This is a genomic window from Bacillus sp. G16 (genome assembly GCF_021282335.1).
GTDB lineage: Bacteria > Bacillota > Bacilli > Bacillales > Bacillaceae > Bacillus > Bacillus inaquosorum.
This window is the reverse complement of record NZ_JAJSOZ010000016.1, coordinates 41,376-67,069: the sequence shown is the minus strand read 5'-3', so window position 1 is coordinate 67,069 and position 25,694 is coordinate 41,376. Positions and strand designations below refer to the sequence as shown.

The 25,694-nt window shown below is 44.5% G+C and carries 26 protein-coding genes; 11 read left to right on the top strand and 15 right to left on the bottom strand.

Annotated elements, in window-relative coordinates:
- Positions 1–217: 217 nt before the first annotated feature.
- Positions 218–430, top strand: a complete 213-nt coding sequence (locus tag LWH95_RS17395) for a hypothetical protein (protein WP_148982763.1) — start codon at positions 218–220, stop codon at positions 428–430.
- A 37-nt stretch (positions 431–467) separates the two neighbouring features.
- Here the strand turns inward: LWH95_RS17395 and maeN are convergent, their stop codons facing one another.
- From maeN to maeL, 7 genes are all read right to left on the bottom strand, one after another.
- Complete coding sequence (gene maeN, locus LWH95_RS17390) at positions 468–1,814, bottom strand: sodium/malate symporter MaeN (RefSeq protein WP_019259325.1); 1,347 nt, start codon at positions 1,812–1,814, stop codon at positions 468–470.
- 154 nt (positions 1,815–1,968) lie between these two features.
- The gene (nupQ, locus tag LWH95_RS17385; RefSeq protein WP_133486209.1) at positions 1,969–2,928 is read right to left on the bottom strand and encodes a guanosine ABC transporter permease NupQ; all 960 of its coding nucleotides are present in this window, start codon (positions 2,926–2,928) and stop codon (positions 1,969–1,971) included.
- On the bottom strand, positions 2,929–3,975 hold the full coding sequence (gene nupP / locus LWH95_RS17380) for a guanosine ABC transporter permease NupP (RefSeq protein WP_232920066.1): 1,047 nt from the start codon (positions 3,973–3,975) through the stop codon (positions 2,929–2,931).
- A complete protein-coding gene (gene nupO, locus LWH95_RS17375) occupies positions 3,968–5,500 on the bottom strand; it encodes a guanosine ABC transporter ATP-binding protein NupO (RefSeq protein WP_232920065.1) in 1,533 nt (510 codons plus the stop codon). Before nupO ends, nupP begins: the two co-directional genes overlap by 8 nt.
- Before the next feature lie 75 nt (positions 5,501–5,575).
- Positions 5,576–6,655, bottom strand: a complete 1,080-nt coding sequence (nupN, locus tag LWH95_RS17370) for a guanosine ABC transporter substrate-binding protein NupN (protein WP_019259322.1) — start codon at positions 6,653–6,655, stop codon at positions 5,576–5,578.
- A gap of 473 nt (positions 6,656–7,128) precedes the next feature.
- Positions 7,129–7,836, bottom strand: a complete 708-nt coding sequence (gene maeM / locus LWH95_RS17365; RefSeq protein WP_003241069.1) for a two-component system response regulator MaeM — start codon at positions 7,834–7,836, stop codon at positions 7,129–7,131.
- Positions 7,829–9,430, bottom strand: coding sequence for a two-component system sensor histidine kinase MaeL (gene maeL / locus LWH95_RS17360; RefSeq protein ID WP_060399381.1), 1,602 nt, complete (start codon positions 9,428–9,430; stop codon positions 7,829–7,831). Before maeL ends, maeM begins: the two co-directional genes overlap by 8 nt.
- Before the next feature lie 177 nt (positions 9,431–9,607).
- On the opposite strand from maeL, the gene LWH95_RS17355 reads away from it, so the two are divergent.
- The gene (locus LWH95_RS17355) at positions 9,608–10,165 is read left to right on the top strand and encodes a YufK family protein (protein WP_003220744.1); all 558 of its coding nucleotides are present in this window, start codon (positions 9,608–9,610) and stop codon (positions 10,163–10,165) included.
- Between the two features lie 17 nt (positions 10,166–10,182).
- Here the strand turns inward: LWH95_RS17355 and LWH95_RS17350 are convergent, their stop codons facing one another.
- The 3 genes from LWH95_RS17350 to LWH95_RS17340 all read right to left on the bottom strand — a co-directional run bounded on the left by LWH95_RS17350 (position 10,183) and on the right by LWH95_RS17340 (position 13,792).
- Positions 10,183–10,596, bottom strand: a complete 414-nt coding sequence (locus LWH95_RS17350; RefSeq protein ID WP_003241074.1) for a thiol-disulfide oxidoreductase DCC family protein — start codon at positions 10,594–10,596, stop codon at positions 10,183–10,185.
- A 20-nt stretch (positions 10,597–10,616) separates the two neighbouring features.
- Entirely contained in the window at positions 10,617–12,491 is a 1,875-nt protein-coding gene (locus LWH95_RS17345) for a transglycosylase domain-containing protein (RefSeq protein WP_003241076.1), read from the bottom strand.
- Between the two features lie 92 nt (positions 12,492–12,583).
- Entirely contained in the window at positions 12,584–13,792 is a 1,209-nt protein-coding gene (locus LWH95_RS17340) for a multidrug efflux MFS transporter (protein WP_332880198.1), read from the bottom strand.
- On the opposite strand from LWH95_RS17340, the gene LWH95_RS17335 reads away from it, so the two are divergent.
- Entirely contained in the window at positions 13,695–13,898 is a 204-nt protein-coding gene (locus tag LWH95_RS17335; protein ID WP_232920064.1) for a hypothetical protein, read from the top strand. The two genes, LWH95_RS17340 and LWH95_RS17335, sit on opposite strands and share 98 nt — an antisense overlap.
- Before the next feature lie 75 nt (positions 13,899–13,973).
- Positions 13,974–14,591 carry a 3'-5' exonuclease KapD gene (gene kapD, locus LWH95_RS17330; RefSeq protein WP_003241081.1) on the top strand — a complete coding sequence of 206 codons (618 nt, stop codon included), beginning with the start codon at positions 13,974–13,976 and terminating at the stop codon, positions 14,589–14,591.
- A 27-nt stretch (positions 14,592–14,618) separates the two neighbouring features.
- On the opposite strand, the gene kapB is transcribed toward kapD, so the two are convergent.
- The 3 genes from kapB to patB form a co-directional block, all read right to left on the bottom strand.
- Positions 14,619–15,005 (bottom strand): kinase-associated lipoprotein KapB, encoded by a 387-nt coding sequence (kapB, locus tag LWH95_RS17325; RefSeq protein ID WP_003241083.1) that lies wholly within the window; start codon positions 15,003–15,005, stop codon positions 14,619–14,621.
- A gap of 45 nt (positions 15,006–15,050) precedes the next feature.
- Entirely contained in the window at positions 15,051–16,337 is a 1,287-nt protein-coding gene (gene kinB, locus LWH95_RS17320) for a sporulation sensor histidine kinase KinB (RefSeq protein ID WP_133486217.1), read from the bottom strand.
- A 126-nt stretch (positions 16,338–16,463) separates the two neighbouring features.
- Positions 16,464–17,627, bottom strand: coding sequence for a cystathionine beta-lyase PatB (gene patB / locus LWH95_RS17315; protein ID WP_232920063.1), 1,164 nt, complete (start codon positions 17,625–17,627; stop codon positions 16,464–16,466).
- Between the two features lie 83 nt (positions 17,628–17,710).
- Between patB and LWH95_RS17310 the strand changes: the two genes are divergently transcribed.
- Positions 17,711–17,971 carry a YugE family protein gene (locus LWH95_RS17310; protein ID WP_060399377.1) on the top strand — a complete coding sequence of 87 codons (261 nt, stop codon included), beginning with the start codon at positions 17,711–17,713 and terminating at the stop codon, positions 17,969–17,971.
- A gap of 27 nt (positions 17,972–17,998) precedes the next feature.
- Here LWH95_RS17310 and LWH95_RS17305 read toward each other — a convergent pair whose 3' ends face one another.
- Entirely contained in the window at positions 17,999–18,820 is an 822-nt protein-coding gene (locus tag LWH95_RS17305; RefSeq protein ID WP_003241092.1) for an alpha/beta fold hydrolase, read from the bottom strand.
- A 150-nt stretch (positions 18,821–18,970) separates the two neighbouring features.
- Between LWH95_RS17305 and LWH95_RS17300 the strand changes: the two genes are divergently transcribed.
- The 3 genes from LWH95_RS17300 (at position 18,971) to yugI (ending at position 21,228) form a co-directional block, all read left to right on the top strand.
- Positions 18,971–19,471 carry an Lrp/AsnC family transcriptional regulator gene (locus LWH95_RS17300; RefSeq protein WP_009968070.1) on the top strand — a complete coding sequence of 167 codons (501 nt, stop codon included), beginning with the start codon at positions 18,971–18,973 and terminating at the stop codon, positions 19,469–19,471.
- Positions 19,472–20,632, top strand: coding sequence for an aminotransferase (locus LWH95_RS17295; protein ID WP_133486221.1), 1,161 nt, complete (start codon positions 19,472–19,474; stop codon positions 20,630–20,632). It abuts the gene before it with no gap.
- A gap of 203 nt (positions 20,633–20,835) precedes the next feature.
- Entirely contained in the window at positions 20,836–21,228 is a 393-nt protein-coding gene (yugI, locus tag LWH95_RS17290; RefSeq protein WP_003228864.1) for a S1 domain-containing post-transcriptional regulator GSP13, read from the top strand.
- Positions 21,229–21,272: 44 nt separating this feature from the next.
- On the opposite strand, the gene LWH95_RS17285 is transcribed toward yugI, so the two are convergent.
- Positions 21,273–21,509, bottom strand: a complete 237-nt coding sequence (locus LWH95_RS17285) for a DUF378 domain-containing protein (protein ID WP_003220771.1) — start codon at positions 21,507–21,509, stop codon at positions 21,273–21,275.
- 230 nt (positions 21,510–21,739) lie between these two features.
- On the opposite strand from LWH95_RS17285, the gene LWH95_RS17280 reads away from it, so the two are divergent.
- From LWH95_RS17280 to LWH95_RS17270, 3 genes are all read left to right on the top strand, one after another.
- On the top strand, positions 21,740–22,903 hold the full coding sequence (locus LWH95_RS17280; RefSeq protein WP_003242185.1) for an iron-containing alcohol dehydrogenase: 1,164 nt from the start codon (positions 21,740–21,742) through the stop codon (positions 22,901–22,903).
- A 103-nt stretch (positions 22,904–23,006) separates the two neighbouring features.
- Positions 23,007–24,179, top strand: a complete 1,173-nt coding sequence (locus LWH95_RS17275) for an iron-containing alcohol dehydrogenase (RefSeq protein WP_003242187.1) — start codon at positions 23,007–23,009, stop codon at positions 24,177–24,179.
- 110 nt (positions 24,180–24,289) lie between these two features.
- Positions 24,290–25,642, top strand: a complete 1,353-nt coding sequence (locus LWH95_RS17270) for a glucose-6-phosphate isomerase (protein WP_003242188.1) — start codon at positions 24,290–24,292, stop codon at positions 25,640–25,642.
- Positions 25,643–25,694 lie beyond the last annotated feature (52 nt).

Sequence of the window (25,694 nt, the reverse complement as noted above, 5' to 3'; positions counted from 1 at the left end):
TTTTCTCGTTCTCAATTAAAAAATGCGCTATGTATCAAATATACGGTCAAACGACCCAGTCCAAATTATATCGCACTTTTTTGGAAGCCGCTATGCTTCGAACTGCTGCAATAGGTTTTTATGAGTTCCTTTGACCTTAAAATAAGTCTAACAAAAATGATGTTATTTGTATATTTAAAATCAATCCTGATCAAGCTGAATGTAAGGAGCTGATCATGTGAAGAGCAAGGTTCTGATGTGCTCAGGTTTATTCTGCTCAGTATTCACAGGGGCATTCATTTTGAATCAGTATGACGGACGCAGCAGTGCGGCTAGTGATGAGTGGGAGCTGTATTTATTGGAGCACCACCTTTCAGCCAGAATGAGTGAAATGGAATCAAAGGATCTGCCGTTCGGTCCCCGAGAGTATATTCGAATTGTGAACAGATAAAAAAAGAGTTCCGCATATGACGGAACTCTTTTTCTGTTTATGAAGTGAAGAAACGAAGCAGAATTGTCGCGCAAATGACTGTACCTGCACCGCCGAGACGGGTGGAAATTTGGGCGAATGGCATAAGGCCCATTCTTCCTGACGCTGATAAAATCGCAACATCACCTGTTCCGCCTAGACCGCTGTGGCAGCAGGTAACAATGGCGGATTCAACCGGGTACATGTTCATCAGCTTGCCTACAAAATATCCAGAAGCAATCATCGCGACAACAACTGAAATACAAATGACCACAAATGGAATAGAAATCACTGATGCCACGTCATCCAATGGAATAAAGAGGATGCCGAGACCAACCATCAGCGGCCAAGTGAAGCTAGAAGAAATAAACTTATAAAGCTGGTAAGCGCCATCTTCCATTTTTTTCGGAAGAACATTCGCATACTTGACAGCCGCCGCTGAAATAATCATTAAGATTGCGCCCGGGATGAAGATGAATTTCTCCAATAACCCGCCGAAGATAAAGAATGTACACGCGAGCAGAACACCGGCTCCCATCAGTTTAAAATCAATTTTTGCTTCGGCTTCTTTTTGATTGAAAATCTCATTTGCTTTTTTAGATTTGACGAGACGGCCGTTTCCATTCAGGTCTGGACGTTTATCGCCAAGTTTTTTCATTAAGGCTGCACAGATGATAGCAAAAACATTTCCGATAATAGCAGCAGGGACCAGCTGAGACACATACACATCAGCGGATGAACCGAGTATTTGTGAATAGGCGATCGAGAGCGGCAAAATTCCTTCGCCTATGCCCCCGGCAATAATCGGAACAACGACAAAGAAAAAGGAATCGTAGGCACTGTAGCCAAAAATAAATCCGACGAGTATGCCAGCCGCAACTGCTGCGATCGTTCCTGCAACCAGTGGAACAAACATTCTGATAAAACCCTGTATTAAAACAGTTCTGTTCATTCCGAGGATACTTCCCACAACAAGACAAGCGATATAGAAATAAAGGAAGTTAGATGTTTTCATCAGATTGGTTACAGCGTCTAGAGATGTTGAATTCAGCACATTGTAAAAGACTAAAAATGAAGGAACAAACAAAGATAAAATGGCAGGTCCGCCAATATCCTTCAATATCGGAATGCGCTGGCCAATGTCTCCAAGAAACACACCCAAAATCATAATGATGGCAAACCCGCCAAGCATATTTGCGGGCAGCTCATTGTAATAGGCTGCAAGAATAATAATAATAGCTAATACTGTGTATAATGGCAGAGGAATCACACCGATTTCCCAGGACCATATTTTTTGAAACAGGTTTTTCTCCTGTGTGACTTTTTGCTCAGGTGAAATTGTCCCCGTTTTTGGAATTGCTCCCATGTTATACACCCCCATGTATTGTTTGTTACAGTCTACAAGAAAGCGTTAACACTTCATATTTTTTTAAGTTAAAAAAGTGATAAACAACTAAATTAAGAGGGTCTTTTGGATTAGAAAAAATCCCCTGAGAAGCGTCTTCCCAAGGGAGCATGGTTTATCGTTTTCCTTTAATATAAGGCACACCATTGGCTTTTGGCGCATCAGCCCGCCCGATAAAGCCGGTTAAAGCGATAATCGTTAATACATAAGGCGCCATCAGCATATACACATTTGGTATGTCTTTAAAAAGAGGGAGCAGTGAGCCGATAATGCTTAAGCTTTGGGCGAATCCGAAAAACAGGGCGGCGCCCAGTGCTCCAATCGGATGCCATTTTCCGAATACAAGCGCTGCCAGGGCGATAAAGCCTTGCCCGGAGATGGTAGAGTGCGTGAAATCAAGCGCAATCGTGGAAGCATATACGCCGCCCCCGAGCCCGCCGAACAATCCGCTGATCATCACGCCGATGTAGCGCATTTTATATACGTTGATTCCCATCGTATCCGCCGCCATCGGATGCTCTCCGACAGAACGAATGCGAAGGCCAAATGGTGTTTTGAACAAGAGAAACCAAGAAATAAAGGCCAGTGCAATGGTAAGAATAGACGTATAATAGACATCCGAAAAGAAGATCTTTCCTAATACGGGAATGTCGCTCAAGCCGGGAATATTCGTTTTATAAAAAGGCTCAGGGATTTTATCTGTCTGCGCTTTGCCGTAGATCAGTTTTATGATAAATAAAGTTGCCCCAAGCGCCAGCATGTTAATGGCGACGCCGCTGACTGTCTGATCGGCGCGAAACGAAATCGCCGCTGCCGCGTGAATCAGTGAGAACAGCGCGCCTGCTGCCATCGCGGCAAGAAGCGAAAGCCAAGGCGCGGCGGCGCCCAATTCCGGACCTAGAAATAAATTAAATAACACGCTGGTGAACGCCCCGATAATCATGAGGCCTTCAAGGCCGATATTCACAACACCTGATCTCTCAGAAAACACGCCGCCGAGAGCAGTTAAAATAAGCGGGGCCGCATAGACGAGTGTGGCTGGGACAATGATGGATAAAATCTGCACAAAGTCCACTTAGTTCGCCCCCTTTTTCTTCAATTTGTCCATGACAAAACGAATCGCGTAGCTTGAAGCCACAAACAGAATGATAATGGCAATCACAATATCGACGACCTCTGATGGAACGCCGGATTCAATCGGCATATTTAAAGCGCCGATTTTCAGGCCGCCAAGCAGGCATGCCGCCAGCACAACTCCGACAGCTGTGTTCCCCCCGAGAAGAGCGACAGCGATACCGTCAAAGCCTACGCCGGTAAATGCGCCTTTCACGGCTGCGTATTCGAATGTCCCAAGACCCTCCATGGCGCCGGCAAGCCCTGCAAAGGCACCTGAGATGAGCATGGAGGTCATGATATTCTTCCGTACGCTCATGCCCGCATATTGGGAAGCGTGCTGGTTTAATCCGACCGCCCGAAGTTCAAATCCCTTTGTTGTTTTGTTGATGATAAACCACATGACAACTGCTACGAGAAGGGCGACGATGATCCCCCAATGCAGCCGTGAGTAATCGGTGATCTGTTCAAGAAACGGCGAGCGGAGGGAGGCGGATTCGTGAATTTTCTCCGTTTTATCCTGACGATCTGTCAAGACGTTTGAAATGATGTAATTGGTCATATGAAGCGCGATATAATTCATCATAATGGTGACAATGACCTCATGAACGTAGAAGCGCGCCTTCAAAACGCCGGGAATAAAACCCCATAATCCTCCGGCAGCTGCCGCTGTAATCAGTGCAAGCGGCATATGAATATAAGCCGGTCCGTCAAATGCCGTCCCGACCCAAACCGCTGCTGTCCAGCCAACGAGCAGCTGCCCCTCGACGCCGATATTAAAGAGCCCGGTTCGGAATGCAAAGGCAACAGCCAATCCGGATAAAATATAAGGCGTAATTTGCCGGATGGTTTCTCCGACATAATAGATTTCTCCGAATATCCCATTCCACAAAGCCGAATAGCCGCTGATCACACTGTATCCGCTCGCAAGCATAATCAGCGCGCCGGCCCCAAGACCGAGGATGATTGCAATGAGCGGCACGAGTAAATGAGAGAGTCGTTTAACCATTTGCTTTCCCCGCTTCCTTTTGCGTACTTCCTGCCATCAAGAGGCCGAGCTCCTGCTCAGTGGTGTCCTGCGGATCGACGCTGGCTATAATATGTCCTTCAAAAATAACGGCGATTCTGTCACTGAGATTCATAATTTCATCAAGCTCAAACGAGAGGAGGAGAACGGCTTTTCCGGCATCACGCTGCTCAATGAGCTTTTTATGGACAAACTCAATCGCTCCGACATCAAGGCCGCGGGCCGGCTGGGCAGCGATTAATAAATCAGGGTTCCGGTCTATTTCCCGCCCGATAATCGCTTTTTGCTGGTTTCCGCCTGACAATGCCCGGGCGTGTGTATATTCATCCGGCGTTCTGACGTCGTACTCGCTGATCAGGCTGCGTGCTTTTTTATACATGTCGCCTTTATGTAACACGCCAAATGCTGAATACGGCTTTTTGTAATAGCTTTGCAGCACCATATTATCTCCGATCGGAAAATCGAGGACGAGACCGTGTTTATGGCGGTCTTGGGGAATATGTCCGATGCCGGATTCAGTGACTTTTCTGGGCGGCAGGTTTTGGATCTGTTTACCGTTTAAGGTGATTGTTCCTGAATCTGTTTTGCGGAGTCCTGTTATCGCTTCAATCAGCTCCGATTGCCCGTTTCCGTCGACACCGGCTATGCCGACGATTTCTCCCGCTTTAACAGAAAGCGATAAATTCCTGACTGCCTCTATTCCGCGGGTATCCTTTACGGTCATTCTGTCAATCGCAAGCACTTCCGCTCCCGGCTGAGCAGCCTTCTTTTCAGTTTTGAACGAGACTTCGCGGCCGACCATAAGACTGGCGAGCTCATCTTGGTTTGTATCACGGACATCAAGTGTTTTAATGCCTTTTCCTTTGCGGATAATGGTCACGCGGTCACAAACCTCCATAATCTCTTTCAGTTTATGGGTGATTAAGATGATTGATTTCCCTTCATTGACCAGATTCTTCATGATTTGCATCAGTTCTTTGATTTCATGAGGCGTCAATACAGCCGTCGGTTCGTCAAAAATCAGAATGTCAGCCCCGCGGTAGAGGGTTTTTAATATTTCTGCGCGCTGCTGCATGCCGACTGATATGTCAGCAACTTTTGCTTTAGGATTAATCTGAAGGCCGTATCGATCGGAAATGTCCTGAACCTCTTGGGCAGCCCGCTTCCGGTCAATTCTGCCAAACTTTTTTGGCTCTTTCCCGAGAATAATATTTTCAGCAACTGTAAAGGTGTCAACAAGCATAAAGTGCTGATGCACCATTCCGATTCCAAGGTCATTCGCTTTGTTTGGGCTGTTGATGTGCACCTTCTCGCCGCGCACCCGAATTTCACCCCGCTCCGGCTGATACAGCCCGAAAAGGACATTCATCAACGTTGATTTCCCCGCTCCGTTTTCACCGAGCAACGCGTGTATTTCGCCTTTTTTGACCTGAAGATTGATATTGTCATTGGCGACGATACCTGGAAACTCCTTGCGGATATTGAGCATTTCAATGACATATTCCACTGATTTGACCGCTCCTTTATTCAATATAAAAGAAAAACAAGGGATAAGGGCTCGACCTCCTTATCCCTGCGATTCTTATTCAGCTTTGAAGGTTTTCAGCTCTTTCTCAGTTGCCGGCACTTCCAATCCGTCGATGATTTTTTTCTTCCATTTATCAACCGCTTTGATCACATCATCCGATAGATTTTGTTTAGATGGGGAAATGCCGACCCCGTCTTGATCAAGGCCGTAGGTGAGCGTCTCGCCGCCCGGGAACTTTCCTTCGCTTGCTTTTTTCGTTAAATCTTCAACCGCTGTATCTACTTTTTTGACCATGGAAGTGAGGGTGACGTTATCATCTGTTCCTTCTACCTGGCCTTCTGCGTATTGGTCTTTATCGACACCGATGACCCAGACATCGCGTTTCGGATCTTCTTTTTTCAGGTTTTTCGCTTCAGTAAAGACACCTGTGCCAGTGGCGCCTGCGGAGTGATAAATCACATCTACGCCTGATTTATACATGCTTTCGGCGGTGGCTTTGCCGACATCGGCTTTATCGAAACCGCCCGCATATTTTACTTGGACAACGGCTTTAGGGTTTACGGCCTGCACGCCGGCACGGAAGCCGACCTCGAATTTTTTGATTAACTCAGATTCCATGCCGCCTACAAATCCGATTTTTTGTGATTTGCTTGATAAGGCTGCGGCCACTCCGACGAGAAATGAGCCTTCCTGCTCTTTAAACGTAACACTTGCGACGTTGTCTTTATCGACAACAGCATCTATGATCGCAAAGTTTGTATTTTTGCGCTGGTCAGCAATTTCGCTGATTGAGTCCTCCATTAAGTAGCCGACGCCGTAAATCAAGTCGAAATTCTCACGTGCTAATTTATTTAAATTTGTTGTGTAGTCAGCATCTGATTTTGATTGAAGGTAATCGTAACCGTTTTTGCCTTTTTCCAGCCCGTTCTCTTTCCCGAAGGCTTGAATGCCTTCCCAGGCTGATTGGTTGAAGGATTTGTCATCCACTCCGCCTACGTCAGTAACCATTGCCACACTGAATTTGTTTTTGTCAGTGTTTGTGCCGCTGCTTTTATCGCTGGTTCCGCATGCTCCTAAAATGGTGCCTGCTGCGATCACAAGTGACATCGCCAATCCGATTTTTCGTTTATTCAAGATATAACCCCCCAGAAAAATTTGGTTCAAAGCTGATCCGGTCAGTCATGTGATGGGCTGTCCTGAACAATTTCTTAGAATCAATAAAATTTTCTGATAATAACAAATGGAATGCGCTGAGACAGTTCTGATCTTCCCTGAATAAGCGTGGTGTGAGTGTTTCCTTCGAAAGGCGGGGAAGAGAAGGATGCGGAAGGCATTCCGGGCGGAAAACCGTGACATCTTTTTCTGAAGTGAGACTTATGACTTAGTTTTTGGGATCAACTAACCAATCATAATTTATCATTTTACTTACAAGAAATAAATAGAATTCCGCATAATTTTTTAAAAAATATATATTTTTAGAATTGTTTGATCAAAAGTGTAAAAAGTCCTTTATTATTCTTGTATAACTTATCATCAATAGAATCAAGGATCTTGGCAAGAGATATGACAGAAAAAACCGCACTGCTCAGAGTGAACAGTGCGGTTTTTTATAGAAATTGCTTAATTGCGTTAAGGTTTCCTGTGTTGACGTTGTACTGAAACACAGGTCTTCCGATTGTTCCGTACGCCATTTCTACATTCAGAACCTGTATATCTTCAAGAAACTTTAAGTATTTTCGTATGGATACTTGAGAGATTTCTGTGTGCTTTGCCAGGTCTTCTGTCGTAAATGATTCATTTTCAAATGACTGGATACTGGACCAAATCAGCTTCAGCGTGCTTTTTGTCAGGCCTTTAGGAAGCTGCACTTTTTCTGTTGCTTCTTTCTTTTGAAAAAGCTCGGCGTCCAGTTCTTTTTGGCTCATGTTGCGATGGGTTGAATATACCTTTTGTTTTCGTCTGTAATCAGACAGGGCAGTTTGGAAACGTTCAAATTCAAACGGTTTGATTAAATAATCAACAGCTCCGTAACGAAGTGTTTTCTTGATAACGTCAAGCTCACTGGCCGCTGAGATGACAATGACGTCAACCGCTTCATTTTGGGCTCTCAGTTCCGTCAGCAGTTCAAGCCCGTTTTTACCCGGCATATAAATATCGAGCAAAATGAGGTCGATGTGATGCTCTCCTAAAATATGCAGAGCGCTTTGAAAGGAAGAGGCGATGCCTTTCAGCTGAAAGCCTTCTATCTGGCTTAAGTATCGTTTATTTAATTCACCCACCATGGGGTCATCTTCAACTATTAGTACATTAATCATGATTTTCCTCCTTCGGTTCGTACGGGATGCGAAGACTGAATGTCGTTCCTTCATTCTCTTCGCTTGTGAGGATCATTTGGCCCTTTAAATTTTCGATGCTTTGCTGTGTAAAATAAAGGCCAAATCCCCGGTTTTTGCCCTTTGTTGAATAGCCTTGTTCAAATACTTTGGCTTGATCTTCTTCAGACATGCCTGCTCCTGTATCGGTAATTTCAATGTCCAGTATGCTGTTATGAAAACGCATGGACATGGTGATTTGTTTTTTCGGCATATTGGCAACGGCGTCCAGGGCATTGTTGATGAGATTTCCGATGATTGTAATAAGTTCATGAATGACTGAAGGGTCTGCCGCGTTCGGGATGACACCGCTGCATTCAATATCAAGATTTGCGCCCTGCTCCCGTATGAAGCTTTGTTTTCCGAGCAGAAAACCAGCCAGCACGGAGCTTTTGACATCATTTATTATTTCGCTTGTTTCTGATTTTTGCTGAATCGCAATATCTTTAATATAATCTCCAAGATCGTCATACTCTTTCAGCTGGACGAGACCTAATATCACATGCAGCTTGTTCATAAATTCATGAGACTGCGCTCTCAGTGCGTTTGCATACATTTTAACACCGGAAAGCTGTTCAGCTAAATGTTTTACCTCGGTTTTGTCGCGGAATGTCGCAATCGCTCCGACGGTTTGTCCTTTCAGTTGGATGGGAACTTCATTAAATACAAGCTCTAATCCGTTAATGCGGACGTCTCTGTCTTGAAGAGGTTTCTTTGTCTCAATGACCTTTTTCAAGCGGCTTTTCGGCAAGATGTCATTTACATCCTGATCAACGGGATTTGTATTAATGCCCATTTTCACGAATAGGCGCTTTGCTTCCGCATTGGCAAGTTTGATTTTACCGTGTTCATCGACAGCAAGTATTCCTTCCTTCGTCGATTCCAGCATCGCGCTCCGTTCTTCAAGAAGAGTCGCAATTTCATAAGGTTCAAGTCCGTACATAATATTTTTCACCGTACGGGCGACGATAACAGCTCCCATCACACCAACGAAAATGCTGACGCAGATAATAAAGTAGAGCGGCCGTAAGCTGTGGCTGATCACTTCATCAATTTCATTTACAGTGATCCCGACCGCAACTGCACCGACCTGTTTTCCATTTTCGGCGTAGACAGGGACGAATGCTCTCTGTGATTTCCCGAGCGTGCCAGAGGCTGTGCTGATGTGGACATGTCCTTTTAGTACTTCGGCTTCATCACCGCCCATGAATTTTTTCCCGATTTTGCTTGGGTCAGGATGGGTTTTGCGAATGCCGTTCATATCCATGACAACGACAAATTCCGTGCCGGTGATTTTCTGAACCCGCTTTGTGTAGCTTTGCAGTTCCTTCTGGTTTTTTCCGCTCTCTAAAGCAGAGGCTGTGATAGGCGCTTCGGCTACCATTTCAGCGGTCTGCATCGCTGTGGCTTTTTCCTGATCTCTAATCCGTTTGGTGGTTTGGGCACCGACTGTAAAAAACGTAATGAGCAGTGCGATTAACACAACGATACAAACAAATATGGTGAGTCTGGTTTGCAGTTTCAATGTTTTTTTCATAGTAAACTTCCTTACGTTTTATGATTCCTGCGTACTACTTTACTCTCAAAAAGCTGCTTTGTGAAGATTTGGGATCGTAATTCGTAAAAAGGAGAAAAAATGGAATAATTTATCTTGTCAATGTGTTTTAAGTCCTCCATAATAAATGAGGTAGATTATAGAAAGGGACTTTTTTATATGAAAAATACTTATTTGACGGGATACTTTCCGCTGATTGCGATCCTGCTTTTTAGTTCGTCTTTATCCATTTCAACTTCACTTTATGCGTTGAAGATGCTGTCTTCATTTGGAATGTATGATGGAATGCTCGACTATTTTTCAGAGAAAGGGATCAGGCTTGCGTTATTTGCTGCCTTTGCACTTTTATACTTTATGGTTCTGTCCGCTCTGAAATTAATTGCGAATACCGTGACTGAGCTGTCACTGCTGTTTTTTGCTAACGATCCGGAAGGGAACAATCTGAAAAAAATCAGAATGGGTTCCATGATTTATTTAGGAGGCGGGATTTTATCCTTTGTGCTCTTGCAAAATGTCATCTGGATTGTGATTTGGTTTGCGGTCGTCACGCTCGCTTACTTTGTGTTTATCGTATACCGGATTTATTCAACGCTTTCTCTCATGTCATTAGTCGGATTCATTTTATTGGAACTGCTGTTTTGGTTTACCTTTGTTATCGGTATTCTGTTCATATTTATCAAGCTTTATAATAGCATAATGGCTAGCTTACCTGTGTAAGCTAGCCATTTTTTCGTTTACGGTAAAAATCTTTTTTTAATAGAAGGGGAGGGGAGCATACATTCATTTTTTTTGCCAAACCACTTATAGCGGTTTTTGGCAATGAAAGAATAGACCATATCTCTGACAGGCTTCGGCACTGCGAAAAACAGGACGAAGAGCCGCCATGGGCCCCGCAGATGCCTGAAAACCTTTATGGCTGCAGTTGACTTTGTGTAAACTCGGCCGTCTTCAATAAAGACAAAGCTGTCAAACTGATCAGTCGGGAGCCCGCTCTTTTTCAGCAGGCTCTGACCTGTTTCCGACTGCAGCGATGTAAAAGAAATCAATCCGTCCGGATCACGCTTAATGATAAATTGCACGGCGCCGTTGCATAAATTGCACACGCCGTCAAACAGCAAAACGCGATTTGGAATTTGTTCTGATTGCACGCCAGATCCCCTCCGATTCTTTAATAAGCCGTTTGCAGCGTTCCTTTCCAGATGGAAAGCTGAGGGCTGATGCTGTGAAGATACTCAACGCTGCTCGGTGTATCTTTTCCGACCCAAACACCCATTGTATACGTATCTGTCAGGCCGACGAACCACATATCGTGATAATCATTTGATGTTCCTGTTTTACCGCCGATGTAAGGCGCTTTAAAATATGCTTTTTTCCCTGTCCCGCTTTTCACAACGGAAGACATTAGTTTTTTCAGCTGCATGTTCGTGCGGACGCTGAATATTTGAGTCGACTTATCATTCCATTTATAAAGTGTTTTTCCCTTTAAATCTGTCACCTTTGTAATCGCATGGCTCGGCGTATAGCTTCCGCTGTTGCCGAATGTCGTATATGCCTTTGTCATCTCAAGAGGCGTCATGCCGTTTGTAAATCCGCCAAGCGCTGCCGGGAGAAGATAGTCGCTGTCGACCAGTTTGGAAAAATGATATGGCTCAATATAACTGAATGCTCTTTGGATTCCCACACGGTCCAGCATTCTGATAGCCGGTGTATTATATGAATTTTTAAACGCCGTATCGAGCGTCACTGTGCCGTACGTGCGGTTATTGTAGTTTTGCGGACAGTAATCTCTGCTGCAAAACTTGCTGGCATCAATGGAGCTGCTTGCTGTCGCGCCGGTCTGTTCAATATAAGGGCCGTAATCAAGAAGCGGCTTAATGGATGAACCCGGCTGCCTGTATGCCTGGTAGGCGCGGTTAAAATCATATTTTTGATAGTTTTTCCCGCCAGATAGAGCGATGATTTGATGCGTCTGATGATTAATCACAGCCGCTCCGCCCTGTACGTCCGCATACGGGAGCTTGGAATTCATTTGTGCCACAACTTGATTTTGCATGTACGGATCAAGCGCGGTATAAATTTTTACGCCGTCTTTCATCAGAGTGCTGACTCTTGCGGACAGCTCGTTTTCGATCTTTTCTTTTTGTTTTCCTGACGCTTTTTGAAGACGTTTATCAAAGCCTTCTGATTCAGACACCAGCTGAGTGAATTCATCATTGACATAGGAAACATAGTCCGGATATTTATCTTCTCTTTTTTCAACATCCAGTTTGATTTTTTGTTTTACGGCTTTTTTCAGCTCTTTATCCGTAATGACACCGGCATTTTTTAACCCTTTAAGCAAACGTTCTTGACGGCTTTTCGTGTAGTCAAAATGCTTGAGAGGATCATATAATGTAGGGTTATTAGGTATAGCGCAAATAAAAGCCATTTCTCCCACTGTGAGAGATTTGAGCGGTTTGCTGAAATAGAATTCAGCCGCTGAACCGACGCCGTAAACGCCATTGTTGAAATAAATGGTATTTAAGTAAGCTTCAAGAATTTCATTTTTCGTATACTTTTTCTCTAGTTGATAAGAATATGCGAGCTCAGTCAGCTTGCGGCTGAAGGAGCGTTCGTGGCTTAAATACAAGTTTCTTGAAAGCTGCTGTGTGATGGTGCTGGCGCCCTGGTCAATTTTTTTGTCTTTTACGTTAGAAGCAGTTGCCCGCACCATTCCCATAAAGTCAAAGCCTTTATGCTCGTAAAAATGTTTGTCCTCAGACGTTAAGAAAATCTGTTTGACTTCCTCGGGAATCTTGTCAAATGGAACGAGCACGCGGTTTTCGTGATCGCTGACGATTTCCGAGACAAGGGAGCCGTCCCTGTCATACATGTAGCTGTTCTGAACAAGGCTGATATCTTTCAGATTAATATTTTTATCAAGCACCTGATCCAGGGACTTCATTTGTTTTACTTCTTTTCCGGAAGCGATAACTGTAAATGCAAACAATGGGATTATGCAAAGGAGCAAAATCCATCCGATTATTTTTCGTAACATGGTCACTCTCTTTTCTCCTAAATTCTAGCCATATCGTACCATTCTTTTGAGTTTACGAGAAGGTTAAATTTAGAAGATTCCTTAGTTTTTTCTGAGAATCAGCTTGCTTTGGCATAAGAATCTTTCCGGAATTTCTGCATGATCCAAAGCAGGCAGGCGCCGGCGAAAAAGAGAAACGCTGTGACATAAAAGGCGGCCGAAATTGTAAAATGGCTCGATATGATTCCGCCGAGAAGAGGCCCAAGCACATTTCCTAAAAAGCGAAAGCTGACGTTGTAGCCGAGAACTTCTCCTTGGATGCTGCCGGGAGCCTGTACGCGGATCGCTGCCGTGATGCATGGCAGCAAGCCGCCCATCGCCATTCCAAATAAAAATCTGAAAACAAGGAGCACGCTGAGCGAGGACGCGAGCGCCTGCGGAATAAAAAAGATAGAGGCGGCGAGTAAAAGTCCGATTAAAATGCGGCGGTGGCCGTAGCGGTCGCCCAGATCTCCCCATTTTCTAGCCAGCAGCAAACTTCCGAGTCCCGTTGCTGAAAATGCCATGCCGGAGAAAAAGGCCAGATTGACAGGTCCGTGCAGCTCATTTACATATAAAGCGAGCAGCGGCTGGATACTGAAATTTCCTGTTTGAATCAGCATGGTTAACAGCATCATGACCCAAAGCGCCGGCTGGTGAAAAATATAGGAGAGCACTTCTTTTCTCGAGTAAGACGTACGTTTGGCTGCCTTTTCTGCAAGAGGCTGTTCTTTGACACCGAATAACACGAGAAGAACAGATAAGAAAATCACAAAGGATGTGATAAAAAAGGTATACGTAAAGCCGAAACGATCAGCAAGCATGCCTCCCAAAAGCGGGCCGAACAAGCTCCCGGACACTTGCCCCATTTGCAGCGTGCCGAGGGTTTTACCGGCTGAGCTCTTCGGAGTCTGTGCCGAAATCATCGCAAGAGATGTCGGGATGAATCCGGTTACAAGCCCCATTGCCATACGCAGAAAAAACAATTGGTACACCGATGTAACAAAGCCCATGAATAAAATACTGAGGGCAATGCCCGTTCCGGTTGCCATGAGGATTTTCTTGTATCCGCGTTTGTCTCCGAACCGCCCCCAAAACGGGGATACCAAAAACGCCATGAGAAATGTAATGCCGAACACATAGCCGCTCCACCTTTGCACAAAGCCGTTTGAAAAAGTGCTGAGCGTCTCAATGTATAAGGAAAGAAAAGGAACGATCATCGTTGTGCTGGCTGATACAAAGAAATTCGCCAGCCACACAATGACAAAGTTTTTCTTGCGGATAGAAATAACATCACCTTCTTATTATTTCAGGTTCCTTACTAATTATAAAGAAACGATTCACGATTTAAAAGAAACAAAGCGGCTGGGGAAATTCATTATTTTTAGAAAATGAAGAAAGGTCGAGAAGGGGAATTGATATACTATAAAGATAGCATTTTCTGATCGGAGGAAAGGCAGGTGTAAAAAGGTGACGACAAACAGCTTACTCATTATTGATTTCGAATTTACGATGCCTGATGGAAAGTACAGCCCGCAAAATTTCTTCCCGGAAATCATTGAAGCCGGAATTGTAAAGTCGGTTGATGATGAAGTAGTTGAGACGTTTTCGAGCTATATCAGACCGAAAAAATTCCCGAAGCTGACAAAACGCTGCAAATCGTTTTTAAAAATAACCCAAAAGCAGGTAGACGAGGGGATGAGGTTCGAGGATTTCATCCGCAAACTAAACGAGCTTGATCCTGAGAAGAACAGCACGATAATTACGTGGGGAAACATGGACATGAAAGTGCTGAAGCAAAACTGTATGTTTAACCATATTCCTTTCCCGTTTAAGGGAGAAATGAGAGATTTATCGCTTGAATACAAAAACTTTTTTGGAGACCGGACACTGACGGGTTTATGGAAAGCTGCCGAGGAGTATGGAGATACCGGAACCGGCACCCATCATAAAGCGCTTGATGACGCCCTCACAGCATATAAGCTTTTTAAGCTTGTTGAGCAGGATAAGCAGTATCTCGAAAAGCCAAAACCGCCGACAATCGGCGAAAGAATCGATTTATCCGAACTGTTTAAACGCGCAACTTAAAAAAACCCAATCTTTTGTCAGACTGGGTTATGGCCGGTTAAAATATTCTTTTTCTAAAACGTCCAGATTATTCAGGGAGCGCTTTGCCCACTCCGAACCATCCTCATTCAATTTGGCTCTCAGCTGTGCTGCCGCCTCCCGCAGAGACTCGGTATAATCCGGCACTTCGCCATCATAAGGCTTCACCATATGATGGGGGATATTGGTCTGTTCACCGTATGCGAGCGCTCTTCTCTCATGGAAAAACGGCACATCCGCCTGTTTTGGATGATGAAGGTCCCCTTGAGCGGGATGGGTGAGAACCGCTTTGACTTTCACTAAATAATGCTGCGGCCTGCAAGCAGTAATTTCTCCTATGTATACACCTGTTTTATAAAATCCTTTAACGATAGAGCCTGTCTCAAACGTGCTCATCTGTCATCACCTCGCATTTATTCTATTAAAGTTCCAATCGATTTGCTAGTGAGGAAGGTCGGCGGGAAGCTTAATCGTCACCGTGGTGCCTCTTTGGAAGCTGCTGTTAAACGAAATGGTCCCGTGATGATGCTCAATAATGGAAAAGGTCACGGTGAGCCCAAGTCCCGTTCCGTTCGTTTTTAATGAATAATAAGGTTCGCCGAGTTTTTGCATTTGATGGTCTGTCATGCCGACTCCATTATCTGAGATGTTAATCATGATCGTATGGCCGCTTCTTTTGGCTGATATGTGGATCATTCCCTTCCCGTGGGGAACCGCTTCAATGCTGTTTTTCATCAGGTTGATGACAGCCTGCTTCAGCTTTGTTGCGTCTCCGTATACTAAAAGGCCCGGCTCTGCTTCGGCCTCAACGGTTACAGACTTGTAATTGGCATACGACACCATAAGGGAGCTTGTCTCTTTGATAAGAGCTGATAAATCAAAAACCTCTTTTTCGTACAATTGCTGTTTGGCCATATCGAGATAGTTTGTAATAATGCCTTGCGCCCGGTCAAGCTCTGACAGTACAAGCTTTTTGTAATCTGTACTCGATTTGTTTTGAAGGGTTTCGTCATTAAAAAGCAGCTGGACAAACCCGCGGACTACTGTCAGCGGATTTCTGACTTCATGAGCGACGCTCGCTGCCAGTTCACTCACAATCGTCATTTTTTCTGAATGGATCAGCTGTGAACGCAGGGCGATATTTTCGGCGATGCTTTCGATAATATAGATGCTTAAAAGAAGAACGCTGGAGCGGAACAGCCCAGAGACAGCCGCCTCATAAAGTAAGATTCCTGATTTTTGAAAATTTAAAATATTCAAGGCGGAAAAAATCCAGCTGGAGGCGAAAAATAAGAAGATCTCCAAGCAGCCGATCAATAAAGACAGCAGCAGTTTTCTCGCTTTGGACATGAATGGCCATTTTTTCTGAAATAATATTGGGATGATAGTAAGAAAAGGCAGCAAAGTGAAAACAAACATTGCGGAAGGTTCATAAAACAGCAGTTCAAAACATAAGACAGATGCGGCGACTGTAAGCCCGGAAGCAGTACTAACGTAAAATAAACAAATGATAACGGGAATCATCTGGAGGCCGTATTGTATGTAGTTCATTTCATGAATAGGGAATATAATGCATAAAATGGAGGCGCCGCAGGCGAATAACGTGACCAATCCGCTGTTTATTTTGGGCACAAGGATCGCCGGCTTTCCAAGCCAAAACACTTGGTAGAGAAGAATAGGAAACAAAATAAAGCAAATATGCAGGAGATAGTCTTTTAGAATTTCCATTCGTGTGAAATCCTTTCGTATAAAATATGAATCTATTATAACACTAAATATTAGAAGTAAAATATAAAATTCCTTTATAAAGAACGCCTTTACGAATGAAGACGTAAAGGCGTTCAACAGCTATATTTACGATAATGCGGCTTTGATGCGGCGCAGGCCGTCCTGTAAGGTTGCGAGAGGGCATCCCGCGTTCAGGCGCATAAAGCCTTCTCCGCCAGGTCCGTATTTCGTCCCGGGCTCTAAAATAATTTTCCCCTTTTTCAGCATCCTTTGCTGAAGCTCCGCGTCGGACAAGCCGTAAGCGCTGAAGTCGAGCCAGAGCAGGTAAGATGCATCCGGCTTCACCATTTTGACTTTTGGGAGCTCGGTGCTCAAAAAGGCTTCAGCTTCGTTCATGTTTTTCTCAAGGTAAGAGATCAATTCATCGAGCCACGGTCCGCCTTTTGAGTAAGCAGCTTCGATCGCCGTAACTGCAAATGCGTTCAGCCCGCCTAAACCATTGCGCTGCAGACTTGCGGAAAACTTGGCGCGCTTCAGCCGGTCCGGAATAATGATGGCCGACGCCTGCAATCCGGCGATATTAAATGTTTTGCTTGGCGCAGCACATGTCACGGATATCTCAGCGAAATCGTCAGAGAGAGAAGCAAACGGCGTGTGTTTGTTTCCGTACAGCATCAAGTCGGAATGGATTTCATCTGATACAACTGTAACGCCGTGCTCAAGGCACAATTCGCCGAGCTTCAGTAAATCCTCCCGGCTCCACGAACGCCCTGAAGGGTTTTGAGGATTGCATAAAATAAACATTTTAACGCTTGGATCACTGAGCTTCGCCTCCAAGTCCTCAAAATCCATTGCATATGTGCCATCTTTTTCTAGCAGCGGATTATGTAAAACGCGCCGGCCGTTTTTCTCAATCATATGGTAAAAAGGTGTATAAACAGGAGGTTGGACAACCACTTGGTCTTCAGGTTCCGTAAAAGCTTGTACCGCCATGCTCAAAGCTGTGACAACGCCCGGGCTGAATGTGATGCTTTCGGGGTTCACCTTCCAGCCGTGCCTGTTTTGCGTCCATCCGCACACAGCATCCTTCGTTTTTTGATCTGGGTCCGTATAACCGAAAATCCCGTGGTCAAGGCGCTCTTTTAATGCTTCATTTATCGCTTCCGGCGCGCGGAAATCCATATCAGCCACCCACATCGGGAGTGCGTCTGTCACGCCGAATAATTCGCCTGTTTTGTCCCATTTGACCGATTGAGTACCTAGGCGTTCTTCTCGTTTATCAAAGTTCATTCTGTTACCCCCTCATGGTTTCTTCTTCTTAACGTAACTATGATAAAATAGAACTGCAAATCTTATTATAAGCGGTGATGATTATGGAAGAAAGTCAAGCGGTCAGGGAAATGATCAAGATCATTGCCAAATGGGACCCGTTTAAATATGGAGAAGGATTTTACGAAACGGAAGCTGTTGATGTCGTGCAGGCTGTCTATGATGAAGACGATCCCGACGTGTTGGCGAAAAGCATTCAGCATATATTTGAAGTTTCTTTTGAACAAACGCTGCCGATCGACAGCTGCCGGGAAGTGGCTGGCCAGCTTTTATTCATTAAAGACAGCAGCTCCTGCACGCCTTAAAAAACCGGTTCTACACCGGTTTTTTTGTTATTTAATAAACTCTGCAATATGTTCGGAAACGAATTCAGGCCGTTCCTCAGGCACCAAGTGTCCAGTCTGGCCAAGTGAGTACAGCACGGAATCAGGCAAATCCTCGTGCAGCCGTTTACCGATCTCCACAGGAACGATTCGGTCTTCCTCGCCCCAAATCAATAAAGCAGGCTTGTTCATTTTCTTTAATTGTTCGGGTTCTAAATCTCCTTCTCTATGGCGGATAAACCTTGTCATGGCTTTGAAAATCTGCCCGTCTTGAAACGGCCTGCCATAGCCGTCAATCATCTCTTCATCAATCAGCGATTTGTCATGCACAACATTTAATAAATTTTTCATCACGCCTTCTTTCGAGAGCCAGCGCTTGATATAAAGATGAAAATACGGGAGGTGGGTCCCGAAAGTAATTGTCGGGTGCGAACGTTTTAAATACCCTGAACTGCAAAGCAGCACAACCTTTGAAAAAAGCTCCGGCTTTTGCAGAACAGCAGACAGCGATATCTGTCCGCCCATAGAATGGCCGACAAGCGCAGCCTGTTTGACTTGCAAGTGTTCCAAAATCCCAATGACAAGCTTCGCGAGGTTTTGATAAGTATAGATAAATGTTTTCGATTTTTCGGATTGGCCGAAAGGAGGCAAATCAAGCGCGATGATGTCGTACTTGTCCCGGAGAAGTGGGATTATTTTTCTGAAGCTGAAAGCAGACGATAAAAAACCGTGTACGCAGACAAGCGTTTGCCTGCCCGGATTTTGATAATGTTCATAGTATACATTGACACCATCGACCGTAAGCCGCCTTATTGGTGAAACCCCCTCCATTCTGTGTCACTCCCTTTTATAAGATGTCTGTATTGTGCCCTTAAATTGACAATTCTAGCGGAAGTTTCTCCTTGTTTTTTTCTTAGCATTCGTCAAAAAACGTGATATAATGTCATGAAGATTTCTTGACATTGCAAAGGTGTGAATCGAATGAAATTGACAGAGAAAGAAACAGAAATATTAGAAATTTTAGACGAAAACAGCCGCGCCGATTTAGAAACAATTGCAAAGATGGCGGGGATCCCTGTAAATGAAGTAAAAACAATTATTGACAAACTGGAAAAAGAAAAGGTTATTATCGATTATTCCGCTATGATTGACTGGCGAAAAGTCGACGGGCATGAAGGCGTAACAGCCATGATTGACGTCAAAGTAACGCCGAAGCGGGGAGTCGGTTTTGATGAAGTGGCGGAACGGATATACCGGTTCCAGGAGGTTGAATCAGTTTACCTGATGTCAGGCGTGTACGATTTGTCTGTCGTGATTCGGGGCAATTCGATGTCTGACGTAGCGCGTTTTGTTTCAGATAAACTGTCCACACTTGATTCAGTTGTATCTACGACAACTCATTTTATCCTGAAAAAATACAAGCATGACGGCAAAGTGTTTGAAACAGGAGACGACGACAAAAGAATCGTGGTGTCCCCGTAAATGACTTCGTATTTATCTGACTATGTACAACAAATAAAGCCGTCCGGCATCCGCAAATTCTTTGATTTGGCGGCAACGATGGAAGGCGTCATTTCTTTAGGCGTCGGCGAACCTGATTTTGTTACCGCATGGAATGTCCGTGAAGCAAGCATTCTCTCGCTTGAACAAGGCTATACATCATACACAGCCAATGCCGGTTTATACTCACTGCGTGAGGAAATCAGCCGTTATTTGAGCAGCAGGTTTGACCTTCGCTACTCGCCAGACAATGAGCTGATTGTGACAGTAGGGGCAAGTCAGGCTTTAGATATTGCGATCCGCGCTATTGTGAATCCAGGTGAGGAAGTCATCATTCCTGAGCCGTGTTTTGTGGCGTACGATGCGCTTGTTTCTTTGGCGGGAGGGATTCCGGTTCATGTCCACACAACGGCAGACAAAGGATTTAAAGCAACGGCTGCGGATTTTGAAGCGGCAGTCACTGAAAAAACGAAAGCCATTCTCATCTGCTCGCCATCGAATCCGACAGGTTCGGTTTATTCGAAGGAAGAGCTGAATGAGATTGCTGAGTTTGCCAAAAAACATGATGTAATCGTCTTGGCTGACGAAATCTACGCTGAGCTGACATATGATGAGGAATTTACAAGCATAGCGGCATTACCGGGAATGAAGGAACGGACGGTTGTCATCTCTGGCTTTTCAAAAGCGTTTGCGATGACAGGCTGGAGACTCGGCTTTGCCGCAGCACCATCCTTTCTTCGGGATGCAATGCTTAAAATTCACCAGTATGCGATGATGTGCGCGCCGGCAATGGCGCAGTTTGCCGCTTTGGAAGGTCTGAAGAACGGCATGGAAGATGTAGAAAAAATGAAAAAAAGCTACCGAAGAAGACGGAATTTGTTTGTAGAAACGCTCAATGAAATCGGCCTTAGCTGTCATCATCCAGGCGGCGCTTTCTATGCTTTTCCATCGATCAAAAGCACGGGAATGAGTTCGGAGCAGTTTGCCGAGGAGCTTCTGACGCAGGAAAAAGTGGCTGTTGTTCCGGGAAGTGTGTTTGGTCCGAGCGGTGAAGGATATATTCGCTGTTCATACGCAACCTCGATCGAGCAGCTTCAAGAAGCATTAGTCAGAATAAAACGCTTCCTGCACAAAACAACATAAAAAAAGATACGAACCTTTTGTTCGCATCCAATAAAAGGGGGGAATACTAGAAAGCCTTTGGTATTTTCAGTTTACCCCCTTTTTGCTGTGCATAAACCTGATTTTTTATTAAAAAAAGTTTTCTTTGCGGAAATAAGACATGTGTGATATAATTTTAAATTGCGTATAAACAGATATTTAATTTAACTTAGGAGTTGTTATGAATGGCAGCAAAATTTGAAGTGGGCAGTGTTTACACTGGTAAAGTTACAGGATTACAAGCGTATGGTGCGTTTGTTGCATTAGATGAAGAAACTCAAGGTTTAGTACACATTTCTGAAGTGACTCACGGTTTCGTAAAAGATATCAACGAGCACCTTTCAGTTGGCGACGAAGTACAAGTAAAAGTACTTGCTGTTGATGAAGAAAAAGGAAAAATCAGCCTTTCAATTCGTGCGACACAAGCTGCGCCTGAGAAAAAAGAAAGCAAACCAAGAAAACCTAAAGCTGCGCAAGTAAGCGAAGAAGCTTCTACACCACAAGGTTTCAACACATTAAAAGATAAGCTTGAAGAGTGGATCGAAATGTCCAACCGCAAAGATCTTATCAAAAAATAAGCATGAAAAAAGCACCGGACAGGAATGTTCGGTGCTTTTTTATCCTATCGCATTTCAGGATTTGCTGCCTCTTCACGTGATCTTTCCTCGTTTGGCTTAAACAGCAGACCGAGGTTGATTAAACCGGCGATTCCGACAAGTCCGTAAATGATGCGGGAAAGGGCTGAACCTTGGCCGCCGAAGATGGCCGCTACTAAGTCAAATTGGAAAAATCCGATCAGTCCCCAGTTAATAGCGCCAATGATGGTTAAAACAAGACAAATTCTCTGAATGGTACTCATGTTCTGCAACCTCCTCCATGAATTATTAAAACAGTTATAGATTGTGACATATTGGAGAATCTATACATGCATTCTCCATATTGAGGGAATCCAGCCTTCCCTTACCTATATCAGTTTCTTTCCCAGCATCCTGCCATATAAAACCAAGCGATATGCAACCCGGTGAGAGCTGATTGCTTTACATGTAGTAAGGACATTCTGCATAATAAAAAATCTAAGGAGGAGATGTCATGCAAAACTTTACATACTGGAATCCGACCAAATTAATTTTCGGGCGTGGGGAAGTGGAAAGACTGCCGGAGGAACTCAAACCTTACGGGAAAAACGTATTGCTTGTCTACGGAGGCGGAAGCATTAAACGCAGCGGCCTGTATGATCAAGTGATTGAACAGCTGGATAAAGCCGGAGTGACCGTGCAGGAATTAGCAGGCGTTGAACCGAATCCGCGTGTGTCGACTGTTAATAAAGGTGTTGCCATCTGTAAAGAACACAACATTGATTTCTTGCTGGCTGTCGGCGGCGGAAGTGTAATCGACTGTACAAAAGCGATTGCCGCAGGAGCGAAGTATGATGGTGATGCGTGGGATATCGTCACAAAAAAACATCAGCCGAAGGATGCTCTGCCATTCGGAACCGTATTGACTCTCGCTGCAACTGGTTCTGAAATGAACTCAGGCTCGGTGATTACAAACTGGGAAACAAAAGAAAAATACGGCTGGGGCAGCCCGCTCGTATTCCCTAAATTCTCGATTCTTGATCCGGTGAATACATTCACCGTTCCTAAAAATCACACGATCTACGGTATGGTTGACATGATGAGCCACGTATTTGAACAATACTTCCATCATGTATCAAATACGCCGTATCAGGACCGTATGTGTGAATCACTTCTGCGTACAGTCATTGAAACAGCGCCTAAGCTGATCAATGATCTCGAAAATTACGAATTGCGTGAGACGATCCTGTATACAGGAACAATCGCATTAAACGGCATGCTTTCTATGGGTGCAAGAGGGGATTGGGCAACTCATAATATTGAACATGCAGTATCAGCCGTTTATGACATTCCGCATGCCGGCGGACTGGCAATTCTGTTCCCGAATTGGATGAGACACACATTATCTGAAAACCCTGCCCGCATGAAACAGCTTGCAGTTCGCGTGTTTGATGTTGAAGAAGCAGGTAAAACAGATGAAGAAATTGCACTTGAAGGTATCGATAAGCTGTCTGCATTCTGGACAAGCCTTGGCGCTCCGAACCGTCTTGCTGATTACGATATTAATGATGAGCAGCTTGACACAATTGCAGATAAGGCTATGGCTAACGGTACATTCGGCCAGTTTAAATCACTCAACAAAGAAGATGTGCTTGCCATTTTGAAAGCATCTCTATAAAAAAGGGGAAACAGCTGCTCGGCTGCTTCCCTTTTTCTTTTTGTTAACTTGTGTTACAATGGAAAATCTGTTTTTTTTACCAGCATTATTTGGAGGTTTTACAATGGAAAATTTCACTTATTATAATCCGACGAAGCTGATCTTCGGAAAAGGCCAGATTGAACAATTAAGAAAAGAATTAAAGCAATACGGCAAGAATGTGCTGCTTGTTTACGGCGGCGGAAGCATTAAACGCAACGGCCTCTATGATCAAGTCACAGGCATTTTAAAAGAAGAAGGCGCTGTGGTTCATGAGCTGTCAGGTGTAGAACCGAACCCGCGTCTTGCGACAGTGGAAAAAGGCATAGACCTATGCAGAGAGCATCACATTGATTTTCTGCTTGCGGTCGGCGGAGGCAGTGTCATTGACTGCACAAAAGCGATTGCTGCCGGCGTCAAATACGACGGCGACGCTTGGGATATTTTCAGCAAAAAAGTAACAGCAGAGGATGCGCTCCCGTTCGGCACTGTTTTAACCCTTGCTGCGACAGGCTCTGAAATGAACCCTGATTCCGTGATTACAAACTGGGAAACAAACGAGAAATATGTATGGGGCAGCAATGTGACTCATCCGCGTTTCTCCATTTTAGATCCTGTAAATACGTTCACTGTCCCAGAAAATCAAACAGTATACGGCATGGTTGACATGATGAGCCACGTATTTGAGCAATACTTCCATAATGTCGAAAACACGCCGCTTCAAGACAGAATGTGCTTTGCGGTTCTGCAGACGGTTATCGAAACAGCTCCTAAGCTTCTTGAAGATCTGGAAAATTACGAGCTTCGTGAAACAATCCTGTATGCAGGCACTATCGCTTTAAACGGCACGCTCCAAATGGGCTACTTCGGCGACTGGGCTTCTCATACAATGGAACACGCTGTTTCAGCTGTGTATGATATTCCACATGCCGGCGGACTCGCGATTCTGTTCCCGAACTGGATGAGATACACGCTTGATACAAATGTCGGCCGCTTCAAAAACCTCATGCTCAACATGTTTGACATTGATACTGAAGGCAAAACAGATAAAGAAATCGCACTTGAAGGAATCGACAAGCTGTCTGCATTCTGGACAAGCCTCGGCGCACCTTCCCGCCTTGCCGATTACAATATCGGAGAAGATAAGCTTGAGCTGATTGCTGATATCGCTGCCAAAGAAATGGAACACGGCGGCTTCGGCAACTTCCAAAAACTGAACAAAGATGACGTACTTGCCATCCTTCGCGCGTCTCTATAATCCAAAGGGCGGAATCCAGTCATTCCGCCCTTTCTTCTTGACTTGATTTCACAGATAAGTTCATATAAAGTGAAAGATGAAAACATTATACCGTTATGGAGGGACAAGCAATGACGCATGTACGCTTTGACTACTCAAAAGCGTTGACTTTCTTCAACGAACATGAACTTACATACCTACGGGACTTTGTAAAAACAGCACACCATAATATTCATGAAAAAACAGGCGCTGGCAGCGATTTTCTAGGCTGGGTGGACCTCCCTGAACATTATGATAAAGAAGAATTCGCGCGCATCAAAAAAAGCGCCGAAAAAATCAAATCTGACTCTGATGTATTGCTTGTTGTCGGCATCGGCGGTTCTTATCTCGGTGCGCGGGCTGCAATCGAAGCGCTTAATCACGCGTTTTATAATACATTGCCAAAGGCAAAACGCGGCAATCCGCAAGTTATTTTCATCGGAAACAACATCAGTTCATCTTATATGAGAGATGTCATGGATCTTCTTGAAGATGTTGACTTCTCTATTAATGTGATTTCTAAATCAGGCACAACAACTGAACCTGCAATCGCTTTCCGTATTTTCCGTAAGCTTCTTGAGGAGAAATACGGCAAAGAAGAAGCGAAAGCCCGGATTTACGCGACAACTGATAAAGAGCGCGGCGCATTAAAAACGCTTTCTAACGAAGAAGGCTTTGAATCATTTGTCATTCCTGATGACGTCGGCGGCCGTTATTCTGTATTAACAGCTGTAGGCCTCTTGCCGATTGCTGTCAGCGGCGTCAACATTGACGACATGATGAAAGGCGCACTGGATGCGAGCAAAGATTTTGCGACTTCTGAATTGGAAGAAAACCCTGCATACCAATATGCGGTTGTTCGCAATGTGCTTTATAATAAAGGCAAAACAATCGAAATGCTCATCAACTACGAACCGGCGCTTCAATACTTTGCGGAATGGTGGAAGCAGCTGTTCGGAGAAAGTGAAGGGAAAGATGAGAAGGGCATTTATCCTTCTTCAGCTAACTATTCAACAGACCTTCATTCATTAGGCCAGTATGTACAAGAAGGCCGCAGAGATTTATTCGAAACGGTGCTGAACGTAGAGAAACCTAAACATGAACTGACAATAGAAGAAGCGGATAACGATCTTGACGGCTTAAACTATTTAGCCGGAAAAACGATTGATTTCGTTAACAAGAAAGCGTTCCAAGGCACGATGCTTGCCCATACAGACGGAAATGTTCCGAACTTAATCGTCAACATTCCTGAGCTGAATGCATATACTTTTGGATACCTTGTATATTTCTTCGAAAAAGCCTGCGCGATGAGCGGTTATCTCCTTGGCGTCAATCCATTTGACCAGCCTGGAGTAGAGGCGTATAAAGTCAATATGTTTGCGTTGCTCGGCAAACCTGGCTTTGAAGAGAAAAAAGCAGAGCTTGAAAAACGTCTGGAAGATTAATGTGAGAAAGCTGACTGGCATTTGCCGGTCGGCTTTTTATAAAATCAGAAAG